The organism is Listeria aquatica (assembly GCF_014223975.1).
Taxonomy (GTDB): Bacteria; Bacillota; Bacilli; order Lactobacillales; family Listeriaceae; genus Listeria; species Listeria aquatica.
The window spans coordinates 227587-243105 of record NZ_JAARRM010000002.1; the positions used below are offsets into that span (position 1 = coordinate 227587).

General features: G+C 39.8%; 15 protein-coding genes. 4 read left to right on the plus strand and 11 right to left on the minus strand.

From position 1 onward, the window contains the following. Positions 1 to 74 precede the first annotated feature (74 nt). Together HB912_RS06910 and HB912_RS06915 are read right to left on the minus strand one after the other, a co-directional pair. A complete protein-coding gene (locus HB912_RS06910) occupies positions 75 to 488 on the minus strand; it encodes a hypothetical protein (RefSeq protein ID WP_185373250.1) in 414 nt (137 codons plus the stop codon). Between the two features lie 246 nt (positions 489 to 734). Further along, the gene (locus tag HB912_RS06915) at positions 735 to 1373 is read right to left on the minus strand and encodes an HAD family hydrolase (protein ID WP_185373252.1); all 639 of its coding nucleotides are present in this window, start codon (positions 1371 to 1373) and stop codon (positions 735 to 737) included. Between the two features lie 175 nt (positions 1374 to 1548). Between HB912_RS06915 and HB912_RS06920 the strand changes: the two genes are divergently transcribed. Next, positions 1549 to 2841, plus strand: coding sequence for an NCS2 family permease (locus HB912_RS06920; RefSeq protein WP_036071236.1), 1293 nt, complete (start codon positions 1549 to 1551; stop codon positions 2839 to 2841). Positions 2842 to 2939: 98 nt separating this feature from the next. After that, complete coding sequence (locus HB912_RS06925) at positions 2940 to 3206, plus strand: hypothetical protein (RefSeq protein WP_036071239.1); 267 nt, start codon at positions 2940 to 2942, stop codon at positions 3204 to 3206. 61 nt (positions 3207 to 3267) lie between these two features. On the opposite strand, the gene HB912_RS06930 is transcribed toward HB912_RS06925, so the two are convergent. From HB912_RS06930 to yjfP, 4 genes are all read right to left on the minus strand, one after another. Next, positions 3268 to 3786, minus strand: a complete 519-nt coding sequence (locus HB912_RS06930) for a type 1 glutamine amidotransferase domain-containing protein (RefSeq protein WP_185373254.1) — start codon at positions 3784 to 3786, stop codon at positions 3268 to 3270. Positions 3787 to 4282: 496 nt separating this feature from the next. Further along, the gene (locus tag HB912_RS06935; RefSeq protein ID WP_185373256.1) at positions 4283 to 4474 is read right to left on the minus strand and encodes a hypothetical protein; all 192 of its coding nucleotides are present in this window, start codon (positions 4472 to 4474) and stop codon (positions 4283 to 4285) included. Between the two features lie 133 nt (positions 4475 to 4607). Beyond that, the gene (locus tag HB912_RS06940; protein ID WP_036071250.1) at positions 4608 to 4916 is read right to left on the minus strand and encodes a metal-sulfur cluster assembly factor; all 309 of its coding nucleotides are present in this window, start codon (positions 4914 to 4916) and stop codon (positions 4608 to 4610) included. Positions 4917 to 4983: 67 nt separating this feature from the next. Further along, on the minus strand, positions 4984 to 5736 hold the full coding sequence (yjfP, locus tag HB912_RS06945; RefSeq protein WP_185373258.1) for an esterase: 753 nt from the start codon (positions 5734 to 5736) through the stop codon (positions 4984 to 4986). A gap of 156 nt (positions 5737 to 5892) precedes the next feature. Here yjfP and HB912_RS06950 point away from each other — a divergent pair, with 156 nt between their 5' ends. Then, positions 5893 to 6699, plus strand: coding sequence for a Cof-type HAD-IIB family hydrolase (locus HB912_RS06950; RefSeq protein ID WP_185373260.1), 807 nt, complete (start codon positions 5893 to 5895; stop codon positions 6697 to 6699). Positions 6700 to 6735: 36 nt separating this feature from the next. Here HB912_RS06950 and HB912_RS06955 read toward each other — a convergent pair whose 3' ends face one another. The 4 genes from HB912_RS06955 to HB912_RS06970 all read right to left on the minus strand — a co-directional run bounded on the left by HB912_RS06955 (position 6736) and on the right by HB912_RS06970 (position 14693). Then, complete coding sequence (locus HB912_RS06955) at positions 6736 to 7095, minus strand: YisL family protein (protein ID WP_036071256.1); 360 nt, start codon at positions 7093 to 7095, stop codon at positions 6736 to 6738. A 66-nt stretch (positions 7096 to 7161) separates the two neighbouring features. After that, the gene (gene addA, locus HB912_RS06960) at positions 7162 to 10857 is read right to left on the minus strand and encodes a helicase-exonuclease AddAB subunit AddA (protein WP_185373262.1); all 3696 of its coding nucleotides are present in this window, start codon (positions 10855 to 10857) and stop codon (positions 7162 to 7164) included. Beyond that, positions 10841 to 14323 carry a helicase-exonuclease AddAB subunit AddB gene (gene addB / locus HB912_RS06965; protein ID WP_185373264.1) on the minus strand — a complete coding sequence of 1161 codons (3483 nt, stop codon included), beginning with the start codon at positions 14321 to 14323 and terminating at the stop codon, positions 10841 to 10843. The genes addA and addB overlap by 17 nt, the downstream gene beginning before the upstream one ends. Positions 14324 to 14456: 133 nt before the next feature. Continuing rightward, complete coding sequence (locus HB912_RS06970; RefSeq protein ID WP_036071259.1) at positions 14457 to 14693, minus strand: IDEAL domain-containing protein; 237 nt, start codon at positions 14691 to 14693, stop codon at positions 14457 to 14459. A 240-nt stretch (positions 14694 to 14933) separates the two neighbouring features. Between HB912_RS06970 and HB912_RS06975 the strand changes: the two genes are divergently transcribed. Then, positions 14934 to 15209 (plus strand): competence protein ComK, encoded by a 276-nt coding sequence (locus HB912_RS06975; RefSeq protein ID WP_185373266.1) that lies wholly within the window; start codon positions 14934 to 14936, stop codon positions 15207 to 15209. On the opposite strand, the gene HB912_RS06980 is transcribed toward HB912_RS06975, so the two are convergent. Beyond that, positions 15183 to 15518 (minus strand): Imm59 family immunity protein, encoded by a 336-nt coding sequence (locus HB912_RS06980; RefSeq protein WP_185373268.1) that lies wholly within the window; start codon positions 15516 to 15518, stop codon positions 15183 to 15185. The two genes, HB912_RS06975 and HB912_RS06980, sit on opposite strands and share 27 nt — an antisense overlap. Position 15519 lies beyond the last annotated feature (1 nt).

Here is a 15519-nt window from a genome sequence, read left to right on the forward strand (position 1 = left end):
CGATATTGTTTTCCTCGTTTCTTGGTGTGTTAAATGGACATTATTAAATCAAATGACGAGCGCTTAGTAGCTTATCATCGTCTTGAATCTGGACTCCATACCCCCCACATAGCAAAAGATTCAAATCTCGCAGATTCAAATCTTACTTTTATTGGATAATAGTTATTCCATTCAAGCGCCTTATTGTATAAATGTAGTGGTTTATTTCCCAATCGTTGTTTATAAACATGTCCATCTGATACGTCTTTCCCATCGCCAAGTGCAGCCCAAAATTTAGCATAGGTATTCAAACTACTCCCTGTGACTTTATTGTAATAGGCACTGGTGTTAAACTTCATTCTTGCTGGAGAATGGTCATAAGGACTCCAAAATCTGTACTCATTATGCCATCTTGTATCTGCTGTATTTCCTTTAGCAAAAGCAGTTATCGAGCCACTAATAACTAATAATAAAAGACCTAGCATAACTAATAATCTAATTTTTTTCATGTTGCTTCATCTCCTCCTGATGGTATTATTGTTATGTATTATCTAGATTAAGCTCTCACAATTGTTTTGAATTATACATGCCCTCATTCAATAAAGCAATACCTTCCTTTGACCAAAAATGGCTTTATAACACCATTTAAAAGCACATAAAATTAGATTTTTTTATCTTTTTTTGCGTATTTCTCATCCAAAGGCATAAAAAAAGCTCTAAAAATTAGTGTTTAATTTTTAGAGCAAAATTTTTATTTAATTGGCAAAAACTTCTTCCAAAGGAATGGAATCAAAATCTGGAAAAACTGGTACTCCTTCTGGAAACTGAATGTTCGCCGTCGCGGCATTTGGAACAGCCAAGACTTTCAATCCGGCTTTTTGCGCTGCGATGACGCCATTTAGCGAATCTTCTACGGCATAAATACGTTTACTGCCTAATTTTGCCGCTGCTTGAAGGTAAAGCGCTGGGTCTGGCTTTATTTGCTTCACATCATCAGCTGTTTGGATGGTTGTAAAATGTGAAAACAAATGAAATTTCTTCAAAATTGGTTCTACCCATTCTCGCCCAGAACTCGTGGCAAGGCCAATCTTAAAGCCATCTGAAACCGCATAATCAAAAACTCGCTCAAAACCTGGTCGAAGCTCTAACTGCAGAATCCCATTTGAAAGCTCCTCCGAAACATGTGACGTAAAAGCTTCCACATCAAACTGACCATTCGTAGCTTCCGTTAAATAATGATGCAGTGGCTCTTCTGTCGTTCCGATGATCTGCTCATATATCGCAGCTGGAACTTCAATTCCATACGTTTCTTTCACATATTTCATTGTCGCGTCATGCCATAAATTCTCCGTGTCAATCATCGTTCCGTCAAAATCAAAAATAATTGCCTTCAAATCGCACTTCCTCCTTTTTCAGGTGAAATCATTTTTATTATAACATAGACCTAATTACTTTTCTTTCATTATAAAAACCCAAAAATCAGGGTTGCAATTTCCTCAAAAAACGAATATTATAATATAGTAATCATTAATTGTTCGTAAATGATATTAAAGGGAGTGTCCAAGTCTTATGTTTCGATTAAAAGAAAACGGAACGGATGTAAAAACAGAAATTGTTTCAGGCTTTACTACGTTCTTAACGATGGTTTACATTATTGTTGTAAACCCTGCTATCCTTTCTGCCGCAGGTGTTCCATTTAATACTGTCTTCATGGCAACTATTATCTCTGCCGTTGTAGGTACGCTATGGATGGCCCTTTTTGCCAACTATCCAATTGCCATCGCACCAGGTCTTGGCATGAATGCTTACTTCGTGACAGTCGTCACCACCCAAAAAATGGATTATTCTGTTGCTTTTGCTGCAGTTTTTGTGGCTGGTATCATTTTTCTTATCTTATCGTTAACACCTTTCCGTGAAAAAATTATTACGGCGATTCCACATAATTTAAAAGCTGGTATTACAGCCGGAATCGGTCTTTTTATTGCATTTTTAGGTTTTCGTATGACAGGAATCATCGTCAAAAACGATTCCAACTTAGTTGGACTAGGCAACCTCCATTCGCCTGAAGCTTTACTAGCTATAGTAGGACTTTTAATCACACTGATATTTCTTGCGTTGAATGTCAAAGGCGCTTTATTTATCGGAATGATCGCTACAGGAATTATTTCTTTCTTCACAGGCGAACTTAAATTTACAGATGGCTTTGTCAAATTACCACCAATGCCAGAATTTGTTTTCACTAATCCGATTCATGCTTTTTCAGATGTCATCTCACATAGTTTGTACGCCGTCATTCTCTCGTTCCTGTTAATCACAATTTTTGATACCACAGGAACAATGATCGGGGTTGCTAAAAAAGCAGGCTTGATGAAAGGCGAATCGCTACCTAATGCCAAACAAGCATTGTTAGGGGATGCAATCGCAACAACTGTCGGTTCAGTTTTTGGTACAACACCAACAAGTGCATACGTTGAATCCTCAGCTGGTGTAGCTACTGGTGGGCGTACAGGACTTACGACACTTACAGTTTCCATTTTGTTTGTTGTCTCCGCTTTTTTTGCACCGCTTGTTGGCGCTGTTTCTGGTATTTCCGCTATTACTGCCCCAGCACTTATCATTGTTGGAAGCATGATGATTGGCGCTGTAAAAGAAATTGACTGGGACACATTAGATGAAGCTTTCCCAGCTTTCCTTGTCATCCTTGCAATGCCACTTACGTCAAGTATCGCGATTGGCCTTGCTTTCGGCTTTATCTCGTACCCGGTTCTTAAAGTCTTCACTGGTAAATGGCGTGAACTGAACTGGTTCCTCATTTTGATCGCTATTTTATTCTTTATTCTTGTGGCTTTCTTGCCCCATTAACCCTGAAGCGCCTGTAAAAGTTGCAGGCGCTTTTAGCTGGACAAAGCTAGGCACATTTGCTATAAAGAAAGTAATCTCTAGAAAAGGATGTCATCGCTTTGTACTTAAAATCATTTCTTGCAGGAATCGGTATAGCTGTGCTTACTTTCCTTGCAAGCTTCTTACTTCCTAATTATACGCTCGCTACGATGTTTTCCTTTGTAGCTATGCTGCTAATCTTTATTTCAATTGCTTGTTCTGCCTTCGTCTCACTTGGCGGACGTAGTAACCGTGAAGCGCGCAGCAAACAGCTTCGCTGGAGCATCATGCTTTTCTTGGCGGCTGTTCCCAACTTTATTGGATTTATTGTTAGCTACTATCTCTAAACAAATAAAGCCATTCTATTTTCATCCTAATCGGAATGAAAGTAGAATGGCTTTTTCTTTTTTAATCAAAAGCAGCAATGAAAGCTTTTAAATAATCCGGTAAATCCGGCGGACGCCGACTCGAAACAATATGTCCATCTGTTACAACCGGCTTATCATGCCAAATTGCTCCCGCATTAGTTAAATCATCTTTAATGCCTGGCGTGCTCGTTACATTGACACCCTTTAAAATGCCTGCAGATGCAAGAACCCAGCCCGCATGGCAAATTTGTCCGATTGGTTTTTTCTGTTCATCAAAATAGCGAACAAAATCTAAAACTTCATCGAAACGACGTAGTTTATCTGGAGACCAGCCACCCGGAACAATGATCGCATCATATTCTTCTTTTTTAATATCTTGAAAAGCAAAATCTGATGTCGCAGGTACCCCGTATTTCCCGTGGAATACACGTCCTTTTTCTTCCCCTACAAGATCTACTGTTGCACCCTCTTCTCTAAGTCGCAAAACCGGATACCATAATTCTAGATCTTCGAAGTCATCGCTTATAAGAGCAATAATTTTTTTACCCGTTAAAGTCATTCTATCAGCCCCCTTCTCCTAGTTTTAGTATAACAGGAGCCAATCCTGAACAAAAATCATCTGTTTACGACAAAAAAATACGCTGGACAAAATGTCCAGCGTCGCCATCATGCTCGAGTGTCTATGCATAACGGGATGAGGCATAGACAGAGACTACATGGCAAATGAGATGAATGAAAACAAATAATGGTTCGGTGTTAAAACAGATGATTAACAAAACGTTAATCTATTGGAAGATGGATACACCGAAAGCCACTATAACCATGATAGGGTCTTATCCCCATGAAAATCAAAAAAAATTTTTAACTTTCATCGGGATAAAACTCTATATATTCATTGTACTATTCTTCTTAAAAAAATCAAGTGTCTAATTTGTGGATTTTTTGTGACAATCCAAAAAACACTTCGAAAATAAAAGAATAATCGTACACCAGAACATTCTACCTAATTGTCTAATAAAAATCCAGTAAAAAGACTCATCCACAATAAAAGGTTATCAATCAAAGATTTCGATGAACATCCAACTTAAAATCGCAACAACTGGAATCAGCACCCAAAACTGTCCGCCTAAAAAAGAACCTGTACGTTCTGGTTGCTGTTTGAGGTCATAAACTTGCTGTTTTAAATCAAGAACCTCTAACTCTAAGTCTTGCACCTTATCCTCTAATTCATAAAGACGTTCTTCCATTTTTGCTAACCTCCCTTTTCTATCTATTTTATTATAGCTAAGCAACGCCTCGATCGAATCCTTCTTAAGGCTGATTTTCCACAAGCAAAAGCGGCATGTCTCCTGCAAGAGAGACATGCCGCTTTAGATTTATTTAACGAATTCCAAGTGCGATCTTCGCATAACGTGACATTCGTTCCTTTGTCCAAGGTGGATTCCAAACGATATCGACATGTGTATCTTTCACTTCTGGAATATCAGCGAGTGCCGCATGAACTTGATCTGTTAAAATACCAGCAAGTGGACATCCCATTGTTGTAAGAGTCATCGTAACCGTACACAGTCCGTCCTCATCCAAATCAACATCGTAAACAAGACCGATATTCACAATATCTATTCCAAGTTCTGGGTCAATTACTTGCTCCAGTGCACCCATAATATTTTCTTTAAGTTCCTCATCCATGAAGAGCGAACCTCCTTTTGGCTGTTTGTAGAGACATTGTAACACAACTTCCAGTGATTTTCATCACTTATAAATTCTTTTGGAAAAACGCGGTGGTCCGATCGATGCCATCAATCGACACCTTATGTTTAGCGTATTCGTCAGTGACGAACTCCACATTCTCCGCACGGTTTTCTGAAGTAAGCGTATCAACTAGTTTTTCACTATATTTAAAGGGCACAACATCATCCTTTTTGCCATGCCAGAGAAGCAGTGGCCGATTTCCCAAACGTTCCAAATGCTTACTTAAATCATAAGGCTCAAGTTCGGCAATTCGCGCTTCGACGTCATAAGGAAATGTCATCCCCTCTGCTTCAGCTGCTGAAACAAGCTCCCTTGCAAACGCTTCGTAATAAGCACTTCCCATCAAACTAACAGCAACTTTCACAGTATCAAAACGAGCTAAAATCCCAAGCGTTGTAATAGCTCCCATCGAAACGCCAGCGACGCCAATTCGTTCTTCATCAACTAAGCTTTTAGCTACTAGTTCTTGACGCAAATCATTAAATTCTTCAATATTTGCTGTAACCGTATCCCAAAAATACATCGCTTGTTCGGAAGACGTAATAGTTCCCTTACGCTCACCGTGAAATTTTGCTTCTGGCAAAAAGACTCGGAATCCTCGTTCTGCTAAAAAATATCCATAATGGAGATAAAGTTCCTTTTCTGATTGAAATCCGTGATAAAAAAAGACCGTCGGCAATTTTTCTCCTTGTAAATCGTGCCTCACAACATGAAGTAGTGGAATATTTTTGACTTGCTCATTCGTTACTTGAATCACTCTTACAGCCTCATTTCTATACATTTTTGCGAATTCACTGTAAAACCTCGCCCATTTACAAAGCACCTTTTACAGTCTATCATAGAGATACCTCCATTTTAGCACGAAAAAACAAAGCGTCGCTAATAAATGAATTCATAAATAAAGGAGTCAATGATGGATAAAAAATTAATTGTATTAGACCTTGATGGAACAACTTTAAAAGAAGACCAAACCATTTCAGCGCGTACTAAAAGCGCTTTAACCAGAGCACGTGAAAAAGGGCATGAGGTGATGATTGCAACCGGACGACCGTTTCGCCTAAGTAGCCAGTATTATCGCGAATTAGAATTAAAATCACCCATTGTTAATTTCAACGGAGCTATTTTGCATCATCCACTTGATGCTTCGTATACAGGAAGCTACCACCAAGCCATCGACCTTGCTATAGTCCACGAACTGCTTGATTATACAAAACAATTCTCACTTTCAAACATAGCCGCAGAAGTGGAAGACAGTGTTTTTCTGGCTCGTGGCGACGACAGCGTACCCGCAAATTTTAAAACAGGAACCGGCGAGGTTTACATTGGTAATTTAAGAACCCAAATTACGGCGAACCCTACATCCGTGCTTTTCTTTGGACAAACTGAACAGCTAAACACAATCAGTCGCCATCTGGACGATGCTTTATCGCATGTTATTTCCTATCACACATGGGGAGCTAGCTGGCCAGCAGTAGAAGTAGTAAAGCACGGTATCCACAAGGCGATCGGCGTTGATAAAGCCGCTAAAACACTCGGTTTTGAAACTAAAAATGTGATTGCTTTTGGCGATGAAGCAAACGATCTTGAAATGCTAGACTATGCCGGTGTTGGGGTCGCAATGGGAAATGCTGTAGACGCGGCCAAAAACGCAGCCAATACCGTGACAAAATCCAATGAAGAAGATGGAATTGCTATTTATCTAGAAGAAAACTTATTATAAAAAAACTGTTGGAGCGCTATAGCACTCCAACAGTTTTTAAAATAGCGGTGATCCGCCTGATAAATAAAAGCCAAGCGAAATTGTGATAATCACAGCGACCACAAACAAGACTAAGAAAAGTCCAGTTGGTCGTTTTTTCTTTCGAAAACTAAGTAGCATTTCGATTACCCCAATTGTTATAACGCCCATCAAAATCTTGAAGATGGAAACAAGCCAGCTTGTTTCCAAGCTATACTGAATCATCATGATTCCGCTCAAAATCAGCACGATATAAAATACTCGGTCAATCATCGCAAAAATTGTAAAACTCTTCTCGGATTTTGGATAGCAGATCCAAGCAGCAATCGTCAAAATAATGATGGCAACCCAAGAAATCAAATGAAGATATTCCCACATAAATTTGTCCCTCTTTCTATCACTTTAACTTCAATAGCATTATCATATCACGTAGCGAAATGGAACTCAAAGTTCAAGTAGATCCTGGCTATCAAAGAAATATAGATATGCTCCCGTAACAGGCTTCTCAAGAATCGACTCTAACGCCTGCCGGTACAATTTTAGTTGTACCTCATAGCGTTTTTTCATCTCCGCCATGGCACTTTCCCGGCTTGAATATTTCTCCCGAATTTGGTCTGTTTTATAATCCACGAGTATCACGTGGTCAGCATAAACGAGAATTAAATCCACAACCCCTTGAACAAGAACTGGGCTATCTGTTTTTGCTCCTGGATTAATTTCACGAGCTGGAATTTGATAAACAAATGGGACTTCTCGTTTAATTTGGCTGGTGGGATCAAATAAAGCTTGTCCTAGTTCCGTATCAAAAAACGCCTGAATTTGTTCAATTTGAATCGCTTGTTTCTCGATTTCCGTCAGCTTCTCTTCATCAACCATCTTTGCAAAGAGCTGTATTAAACTTTCCTTTGTTGGTGGTGTATCAAGAGGAATAGCTTGCATCACAGTATGCATCGCTGTCCCGATTTCTGTACTCGTCAGTTTTTTTTCTGCTTGCAAAAATTTAGGACGTTCAAGAGATGCTCCCTTCAAAGTTTGAACAAACCGGTCATCGCTGAAGCTATCTTGAATTTGAAATTGCCGTTTCAGCTCCGTTACCGATTGCTTCGAATAAATCTCAGTTTCTGTTTCATGCGGGTAAACAAACTCGAGAATCTTTGCAATTTCTGCTGTATCCTTCCCAATCGGAACCGCTTGAAAGCCCTGCACTTCCTTCATAAAATTATCAGACTCTGCTTTTTCTGTAGCAGGCATCACCATTTCTTGCGTCAAAACAGCCACCTTGAGTTTCATAGAGGTCGGAAGAGGCGAAACGGTCTCTGAACCGCTTGAAATAGTTTGCCGTAAAAAATCAGGATGCCGTACAAACGCGCGTCCAACCCAGTCGAGATATGTCGAAGCACTCAAACGCGCACTTGCTGGAAGAAGCGTTTCCTCTGTATCTTTCACTGCAAGAAAGTGCGCCAATGTCTCTTCCCACTTCGGAACGGTCCCTACTAAAATGAGTTTTTCTTCCGCACGTGTTAAAGCCACATAGAGAACTCGCATTTCTTCTGCCAGCATCTCACGAGTCTTTTTTGCCTTCACAGCACGCTGCATAATTGTTGGATAAGTAATTCGCTTTTCTGTGTTCGTGTAGCTCGCCGCAAAGCCAAAATCTTTATCCAGCAACGTTTTTGCAGTAATATCGCGGCGATTAAATTTGCGATTCAGTCCTGTCAAAATGACAACTGGAAATTCCAAACCTTTACTAGCGTGAATTGTCATCATCCGAACAACATCTTCTTTTTCTCCAAGTGTTTTGGCTGTTCCTAGATCTTCACCGCGAAGCTCTAGCCGTTCAATGAAACGGATAAAGCGGAAAAGTCCACGAAAAGCCGTTTTTTCATACTGCCCAGCTCGTTCATAAAGGGCCCGTAAATTAGCTTGTCGCGTTTTGCCACCCGACAGCCCACCAACGAATTCATAAAACTGCGTATCTTCATAAATTTGGCTGATAAGTGCGGTCAAGCTTTCACGAATTGACAAGTCGCGCCATTTTTTCAGCATCGTCAAAAACTCGCTCAGTTTTTCTGATAGGGCATCTCCATTTTCTTGCACATATTCTTGTAACCCCGCAAAGAAGTAGCCTTGTTTTTTCTGCAAACGAATTTGAGCAAGTTCTTCTTCTGTAAGTCCAAAAATGGGCGAGCGCAAAACAGATGCAAGCGGAATATCTTGGTACGGGTTATCGACAAGCTTAAGCAGTGAAATCATGATAGCCACTTCGATCGCTTCAAAATATCCGGTTTGACTGCTTACATAAAAAGGAATATCCCGTTCCCGCATAGCTTCTTCCATATCGGTTGCGCTTGTCATCGAACGCGATAAAATGACGATATCCCGATATTCAACCGGACGAAATTGTCTTGAACTTTTATCAAATATTTGAAAACGCGATTGAACAAGTTCTTCAACACGGCAAGCAATAGCGCGCGCTTCTAATTGATCTTTTTTCATTTCATCAGCTGCACTGACTTGCTCACTTTTCTCTTCCTGATCACGATCCACAATCAAGAGTTCTGTTTCCATACCATCAGCTGCTTCATAGTTTGCTCCAAGATAAAGCTCAGCATCCGCATCATAATCAATTTCCCCGACGTTTCGATCCATAATCTGTCTAAAAATAAAATTAGTGGCCTCTAAAACCTCTGCTCGACTGCGAAAATTTTTCGATAAGTCGATCTTCATGCCTCCATTTGCGCCTGATTTCGAATAGCGTCGATATTTTTCCATAAACAACGTTGGTTCCGCCAGCCTGAAACGGTAAATGGACTGTTTAACATCACCAACCATGAATAAATCGCCAGAAGCTTCATCTGGAATCGTCACTAACGAAATAATCATTTCTTGCACAAGGTTTGTATCTTGATATTCATCGACTAGCACTTCTTGAAATCGCTCCGTAAGTTCGCGTGCGACGATGGATTTTGACCCATCTTGTTCCTGTAAAATGTCCAAAGCCAAGTGTTCCAGATCACTAAAATCCAGTACGCCTTTTTGCTCCTTCGCTATAAAGAATTCAGTCGAAAATCGTTTTACAAGTTTAGCAAGTGTTTTCACATCGCCCTGCATGCTAGCAAGATCTTTCAAATATTCTTTTTCTTTACGCTTAAACAAGCTTTCAGCAATGCCTTGAACGGCCTTTTTAGCCGTATCTCGAGCTTTTTTGGCTTGCTCAATTAACGCTTGATCCAGTTCCTCTTTATTTTTAAGCGTTGCGATTCGTTTAAAAGAGACCGCTTGAAAAGCTTCTCCTAGCTCATCAAACGTCGCCTGTTGCATTATCTCTTGTAAGCCTTCCACTTGTCTAAGATCATCTTGAAATGTTTCTAAATAGCCTGCTGGACCTCCTGGGGATTCACTGAGATGCTTAGCAAGTTCTAGTTGATCTTTGGCTTTTTCAATTTCCGCTTGAATCGTCTCAATAATCACCGGATAGTAAGGTAAATCGCTAATTTGCTTGCCTTCTGTTCCCTGATAAAACGAAACCATCTCATCTAACCACTTAGCTGGATCAGGATTTGCTGCTGAGAAATCATAGAGTTTCGAAATGAGATCAGCTAAATTTTGATCCGAACGATCATCTGTTACCGTGTCTGCTAAATGAAAAAATGCTTCGTTCCCTTCTTCGGCAAACTCACGCTCTAAAAACGCATCCAAAACTTCATCTCGCAAAAGCATGCTTTCCACTTGATCCATCAAGCGACAATCAGGATCGACTTCTGTACGATAATAGTATTTTCGAATCAAATCTAAACAAAAAGCATGCAACGTAGAAATAGTGGCCGTGTTAAGCAGTGCAATTTGTTTTTTCAAATGAAGCGAATCCGGATTTTTCTCAAGTTCCGCCTCAAGAGCTTGCCCAATCCGATGCTTCATTTCAGCCGCCGCTGCATTTGTAAAGGTAACCACTAAAAGTTCATCCACATTACAAGGAGTTGTCTCATCAAGTAAGCGACTAATAATTCGGTTAACAAGTACAGCCGTTTTCCCAGATCCTGCCGCCGCTGCAACTAAAATATTTTCTCCACCCGCATGGATAGCTTGCCACTGCTCATCCGTCCAAGTTGCGTTTTCTGGTTTTTCAGGAATTGGTCTCATCCGTTTCACCTCCCTCTTCTTTCATTTTTTCTAGAATCGTCTTAGAATCTTCATTTTTCAAATAGCGATATTTTTCGCTTTCCGCGCCTGGATCGAACTGGCAAACTGATCGGAAAGGACAAAACTGGCATGGTGTCCGGTCTTGCATATTATAAGGATTAATCGCCACTTCGCCATCTAAAATTTTATTCCCAGCTTCTTGATATTTGTGACGAACAAAATGACGCATTTCATCAAATTCTGCTTTACTTGCAGTTTTTGAACGGGCACTTAAAGAACCATCTTTCTTAATTTCTGCTGGAATAATAAGCGAAGAACCACCGTTTTCTAATTCTTCATCCATGAGCGTAATCGTGACGGGGTCTCGTAATACAAGTCCTTTCATCTTGTAGCTTTTCTTCACTTCTTTTAAGAGTTCAGCCTCATCAAGCGGCGTATCAGCTGAAATCAGCTTATTGTGCATATGAAAATAGAGAACGCCTGCAGGTTCTGCTTGTTTTCCAATAAATTCAGCAGCATTGCTTACCACCACATCTAAATACGTGAGCATTTGTAGTGCAATACCGTAATAAATCTCCGGTAGCTTTAAGTCATGTGCGCTTGATTTATAGTCGATAATGCGAAGAAAGCTCCGTCCCTCTTTTTCCGCTTCATCTACACGGTCAATTCGACCTTGTAGCAACAGCTCGTGTCCACCTTTAAGTGGAATTTTCATCGCTGGAATTTGACTGCTCCTGCCAAAATCCACCTCTAAACCAACTGGCCGAAAAGCACTCACTTTCGCTTGTTCGTTCAAAACCACTGCCGCACGCGCAATGATATGGAAAAGTTTATATTTAATATAAGCCATTCGCTTTGTGCTTAAGAGGATTTCATGTTGTAATTTTGGCGCTAAATAATCCATTGCTTGTTCAGAAAGCGCGAGGCATTCCTCTTCAGTTAAATTGCCCCATTCAGTCCCGCGCCTTTTAAGTTCAGCTGAAATCCATTCCATCGCACCGTGAAAAATTTCTCCCATATCTACTGCTTCCAGTTGATAAGTTGCCCGTTCTTCGAGTCTCAAGCCGTAACGAGCAAAATGTTGGAACTCACAACTGAAAAATTTTTCCATCCGTGAAACACTAGCATGAATTTCTTTGCCGAATAACCCAGAAGCGGTTTCTTCTGCAAGAACGCCGGTATTGTTTTGATAAGTTAAACTGCTTAAAATCCGCCTTGCTCCCTTATCATTTTGAGTGACAAAATAATTATACACTTGCCACCAGAGCGGCATAACCGGATATCCACGTTTATACATACCAAGAACCGATGTAAGAAGTCCAAGCGTTTCTTCTCGCGTTTCAATATACGTTTTTTGTTCTTCTTCTGAAAGCAGACTTGGATCCGTTAAATAGACTTCCTCCGTAAGCTCACTAAAAATCGCCTTTATTTTGCGAATATAGTTCGAGGGAGCAAGCAACTTTCCTTCTTCATCCGCTGCCGGATAGCTTAAATAAAGCGCATCTTTTGCAGAAGTAAAGACGCGGTACGCAATAAATTCCTCATGGAGCAGCGCACGATGATTCGATGGCTTAAGCGAAATTCCTTGTTCTTGCAAAACCGCTCGATCTTCTTCTGATAAAATCCCTTTGTCACTTACTCGACGCGGTAAAACACCATCATTCAGACCCACAGCAAATACAACTTTTGCTTCCAGTAAACGCGCGTGTTCCATATCTGTCACTATCAACTGATCAAGCGCAGGAGGAAGGAGCGAAAATTCCAAAGCTTCCAGTCCTGTTTGAATCACTTCTAAGAAATCCTCACGTGTTAGTTCTTCTTCGCCAAGCACTTCTACAAACTCATCCAAAAGAGAAATGACCGCCTTCCAAGCTTGGTCATGTTCACGCGCAAGTTCAATAAACCCTTCTCTTTCAGCTCGTGCACGCCAAAGCTCCATCCGTTCAGCTGCCTGTACATACTCCAAATAAGCAAACAGACCTGCTGCAAACGATTTTCCTGTTGCTTTAGGCGCTATTTGTTCTTCTAAAAAAAGAAATGGTTCTGTAATCAAATTCCGCACTTCATTGATACGCTCTTCCATCTCGAGCTCTGCATCCGTTTGAACGCCAACGTTTGTGGCTAACCCACGTATTTTACGATAGTGCCATTTTTCACTGGCAAGAAAACGCTGCCTATTGTAGATTCCGTTTTCTAAGAGATAATTCTCAAATTGATCCACTTTGAAACGAAGAGCTTCTTGATTTTCTTCGAGCGGAAAAAGCATTTCCGTTCGCACAGCTTGAAAAAGCGGTTCGTATTGCCAATTTTGCGAAATAGCTTCCAAACTTGAACGAATAAATTCGATAAGAGGATGCCTTGCCATGCCACGTTTTTTATCCCAAAAATAAGGAATAGCATCTCGCGTCATTACAGAATGCACAATTTCTTCATAATCCGCCATATTGCGAATTAAAATAGCCATGTCAGAATAGCGATATCCGTTTGTTCGAACGAGTTTAGCTACTTCACGAGCCACGCCTTCAATCTCAGAACGGCGATTATTAGCTTGGTGTAAGCTTACACCATCTGGAGGCCCTTCAAATGTCTCAAACGTATTTCCACTCCACGCTTTTTCTAAACGAAGCAATCCTTCCTTAGCAGAGCGCTTAAAGCCAGTCAGGAAAATGGCCGATTCGATGCCGATACCTGCCACTTCGGCAATTTGAGAAACAGTATGGTAGGATTCCGAATTAAAATCAAACATACTAAATAAGTTGTTTCCCCCACTTAGTGAAGCCTGATCTAGTGATAAGGCGATTTTCACTTGATTAGCCTGTTTAAGTAGTGCCTCAACCACTGAAAGTTCTTGTTTTGAGAAGCTATCAAAACCATCTAAGTAGATAGAAGCATTTTGAATATACGAGCTATAAGGCATTTTATCAATTAAAAGCTTGAGATAATCTTCGCTTTCTAAAAATTTCCCGTATAGCTTTTCTTGATATTTTTCGAACAGCAAAGAAACATCCAACATTTTTTCTTTCGTTGCTGGATTTTCAATTTCCGTTTTAAAAGCCTCTTGTTCAACTTCATATTGTTTAAATTCCTTAAACAGTTCCGTCAATTCTTTATAAAAACCGCGTTTTTTAGCCGATTTATGGAAGACATGCAACTTATCTGCTTCTTCTTTCACAACTTCGCGCAACAGCATCTCTGTGCCTGTTCTTGTTAGAAAAGTTCTCCCAAGGCCACCTGTTTCAGATAAAACTCGCCAAGCAACTCGATTAAAACTATAAACTTGGATGTTCATAAAACCTTTAGCTTTTGTTTCGTTAAAAAGAAAGCGTTCCATTTGATACGTCATTTGATCCGGCACAATTAAAATCTGTTGCTCATTCGGATGTTGTTCTCCATTTTTTTTCATTTCTTGAATAAGCTTGGTTGTTTTTCCTGACCCTGCTTTGCCGAGTATAAATTGAAGCGTCATCTCATCACCACCGAACATATGTTTTTATTTATTATTGTAACGGATTTCCTGACTTCCGTAAAGTTACTAAAATTGAATTTTCATGACGCAAAAAAACTAAGATAGCCCACACTATCTTAGTTTTTCATAAAACTCATTTAAATTCCAGCATTTCCTTCTTTAATTTTAGCAATTTATTAGTAAGCTCTCCAAAACGTTCTGCATCTCCGTCATCAAGCGCCTGATCTATTTCAAGTCTTAGCTGTTCTTCTTTCCGTTTTTCTAGGAGCATTGTCATGTAGCATTCAATAAAAACGTTTGTCAGTTCTTTCTCGCCCTTTAATAGACCGACTTGATTCATTAATGAATTTGAAAAATCACGCATTTCCACGACTAATCACTCCTTTTCGGGATTTTCATGGCCAAGTTCGCTTGAAAAATGCTTAAATCGGCTTCAAAAATCATCAAAAGCTTCAAAAATTCAACTTTTCTAAATTCTACTGACGCCAGAAAACTTGTATGCTATAATAGCCAACAAATAACTAGCTGACATAAACAGATGGCTAGAAGTTTCTTATTCCAAACTTCTTTTCATAAATATTAAAGACAATCTTAGAAGGAGATGCTTGAAATGAAGAAAATGCAAGATCAGCAAATTTACGAGGTGAATCCTCATACGATGATTATTTTGCCCTATAAAGCAGGTGGGTCGCTTTACTCAGAGGTAATGGAACTTGGTTCTCACTCTATATCAAAGTTTACCCCCTTTGAATTAATTAAAACTAGTTGTAAATATTTTGGTGCCAATTATGACGGTAGAAGAATCCACGAGACACTAAACAACTATAAAAAAGCCCCGACTTTGTCAGGGCTTCAAAGGTCATTTTACTTTATCTTTATCCCATAATGGACAAGAATAATCAGTAGGTTTTTCATCTCTAACTCTGCGACGATTCCGCAAAATCATGAGCTGTGCTTTAATTAAAAACTCCATTCGTGCGTCAGAAAATTCATCAAATTTATTTACTCCAGAAACAGAAGCTCTTTCACCGGTAACATAAACTTCAAAAAAGCCATCTATATATTCAATTCTTATCTGATATTCTTCTCGATGGTTATTTTCTCCTGCAAAAAGTGAATACCTCAATGCCTTATAGCCTAACAACTCTATTGTGTCTTCCATTCTTTCTTTATATTCTTTAATTTCTTCGTTCAAC

What these genes read in the sequence shown, in the direction of transcription:
- HB912_RS06910 (WP_185373250.1), bottom strand. Translation starts at nt 488, where the DNA reads ATGAAAAAAATTAGATTATTAGTTATGCTAGGTCTTTTATTATTAGTT.
- HB912_RS06920 (WP_036071236.1), top strand. Translation starts at nt 1,549, where the DNA reads ATGTTTCGATTAAAAGAAAACGGAACGGATGTAAAAACAGAAATTGTT.
- HB912_RS06930 (WP_185373254.1), bottom strand. Translation starts at nt 3,786, where the DNA reads ATGACTTTAACGGGTAAAAAAATTATTGCTCTTATAAGCGATGACTTC.
- HB912_RS06935 (WP_185373256.1), bottom strand. Translation starts at nt 4,474, where the DNA reads ATGGAAGAACGTCTTTATGAATTAGAGGATAAGGTGCAAGACTTAGAG.
- HB912_RS06940 (WP_036071250.1), bottom strand. Translation starts at nt 4,916, where the DNA reads ATGGATGAGGAACTTAAAGAAAATATTATGGGTGCACTGGAGCAAGTA.
- HB912_RS06950 (WP_185373260.1), top strand. Translation starts at nt 5,893, where the DNA reads ATGGATAAAAAATTAATTGTATTAGACCTTGATGGAACAACTTTAAAA.
- HB912_RS06955 (WP_036071256.1), bottom strand. Translation starts at nt 7,095, where the DNA reads ATGTGGGAATATCTTCATTTGATTTCTTGGGTTGCCATCATTATTTTG.
- addA (WP_185373262.1), bottom strand. Translation starts at nt 10,857, where the DNA reads ATGAGACCAATTCCTGAAAAACCAGAAAACGCAACTTGGACGGATGAG.
- addB (WP_185373264.1), bottom strand. Translation starts at nt 14,323, where the DNA reads ATGACGCTTCAATTTATACTCGGCAAAGCAGGGTCAGGAAAAACAACC.
- HB912_RS06975 (WP_185373266.1), top strand. Translation starts at nt 14,934, where the DNA reads ATGAAGAAAATGCAAGATCAGCAAATTTACGAGGTGAATCCTCATACG.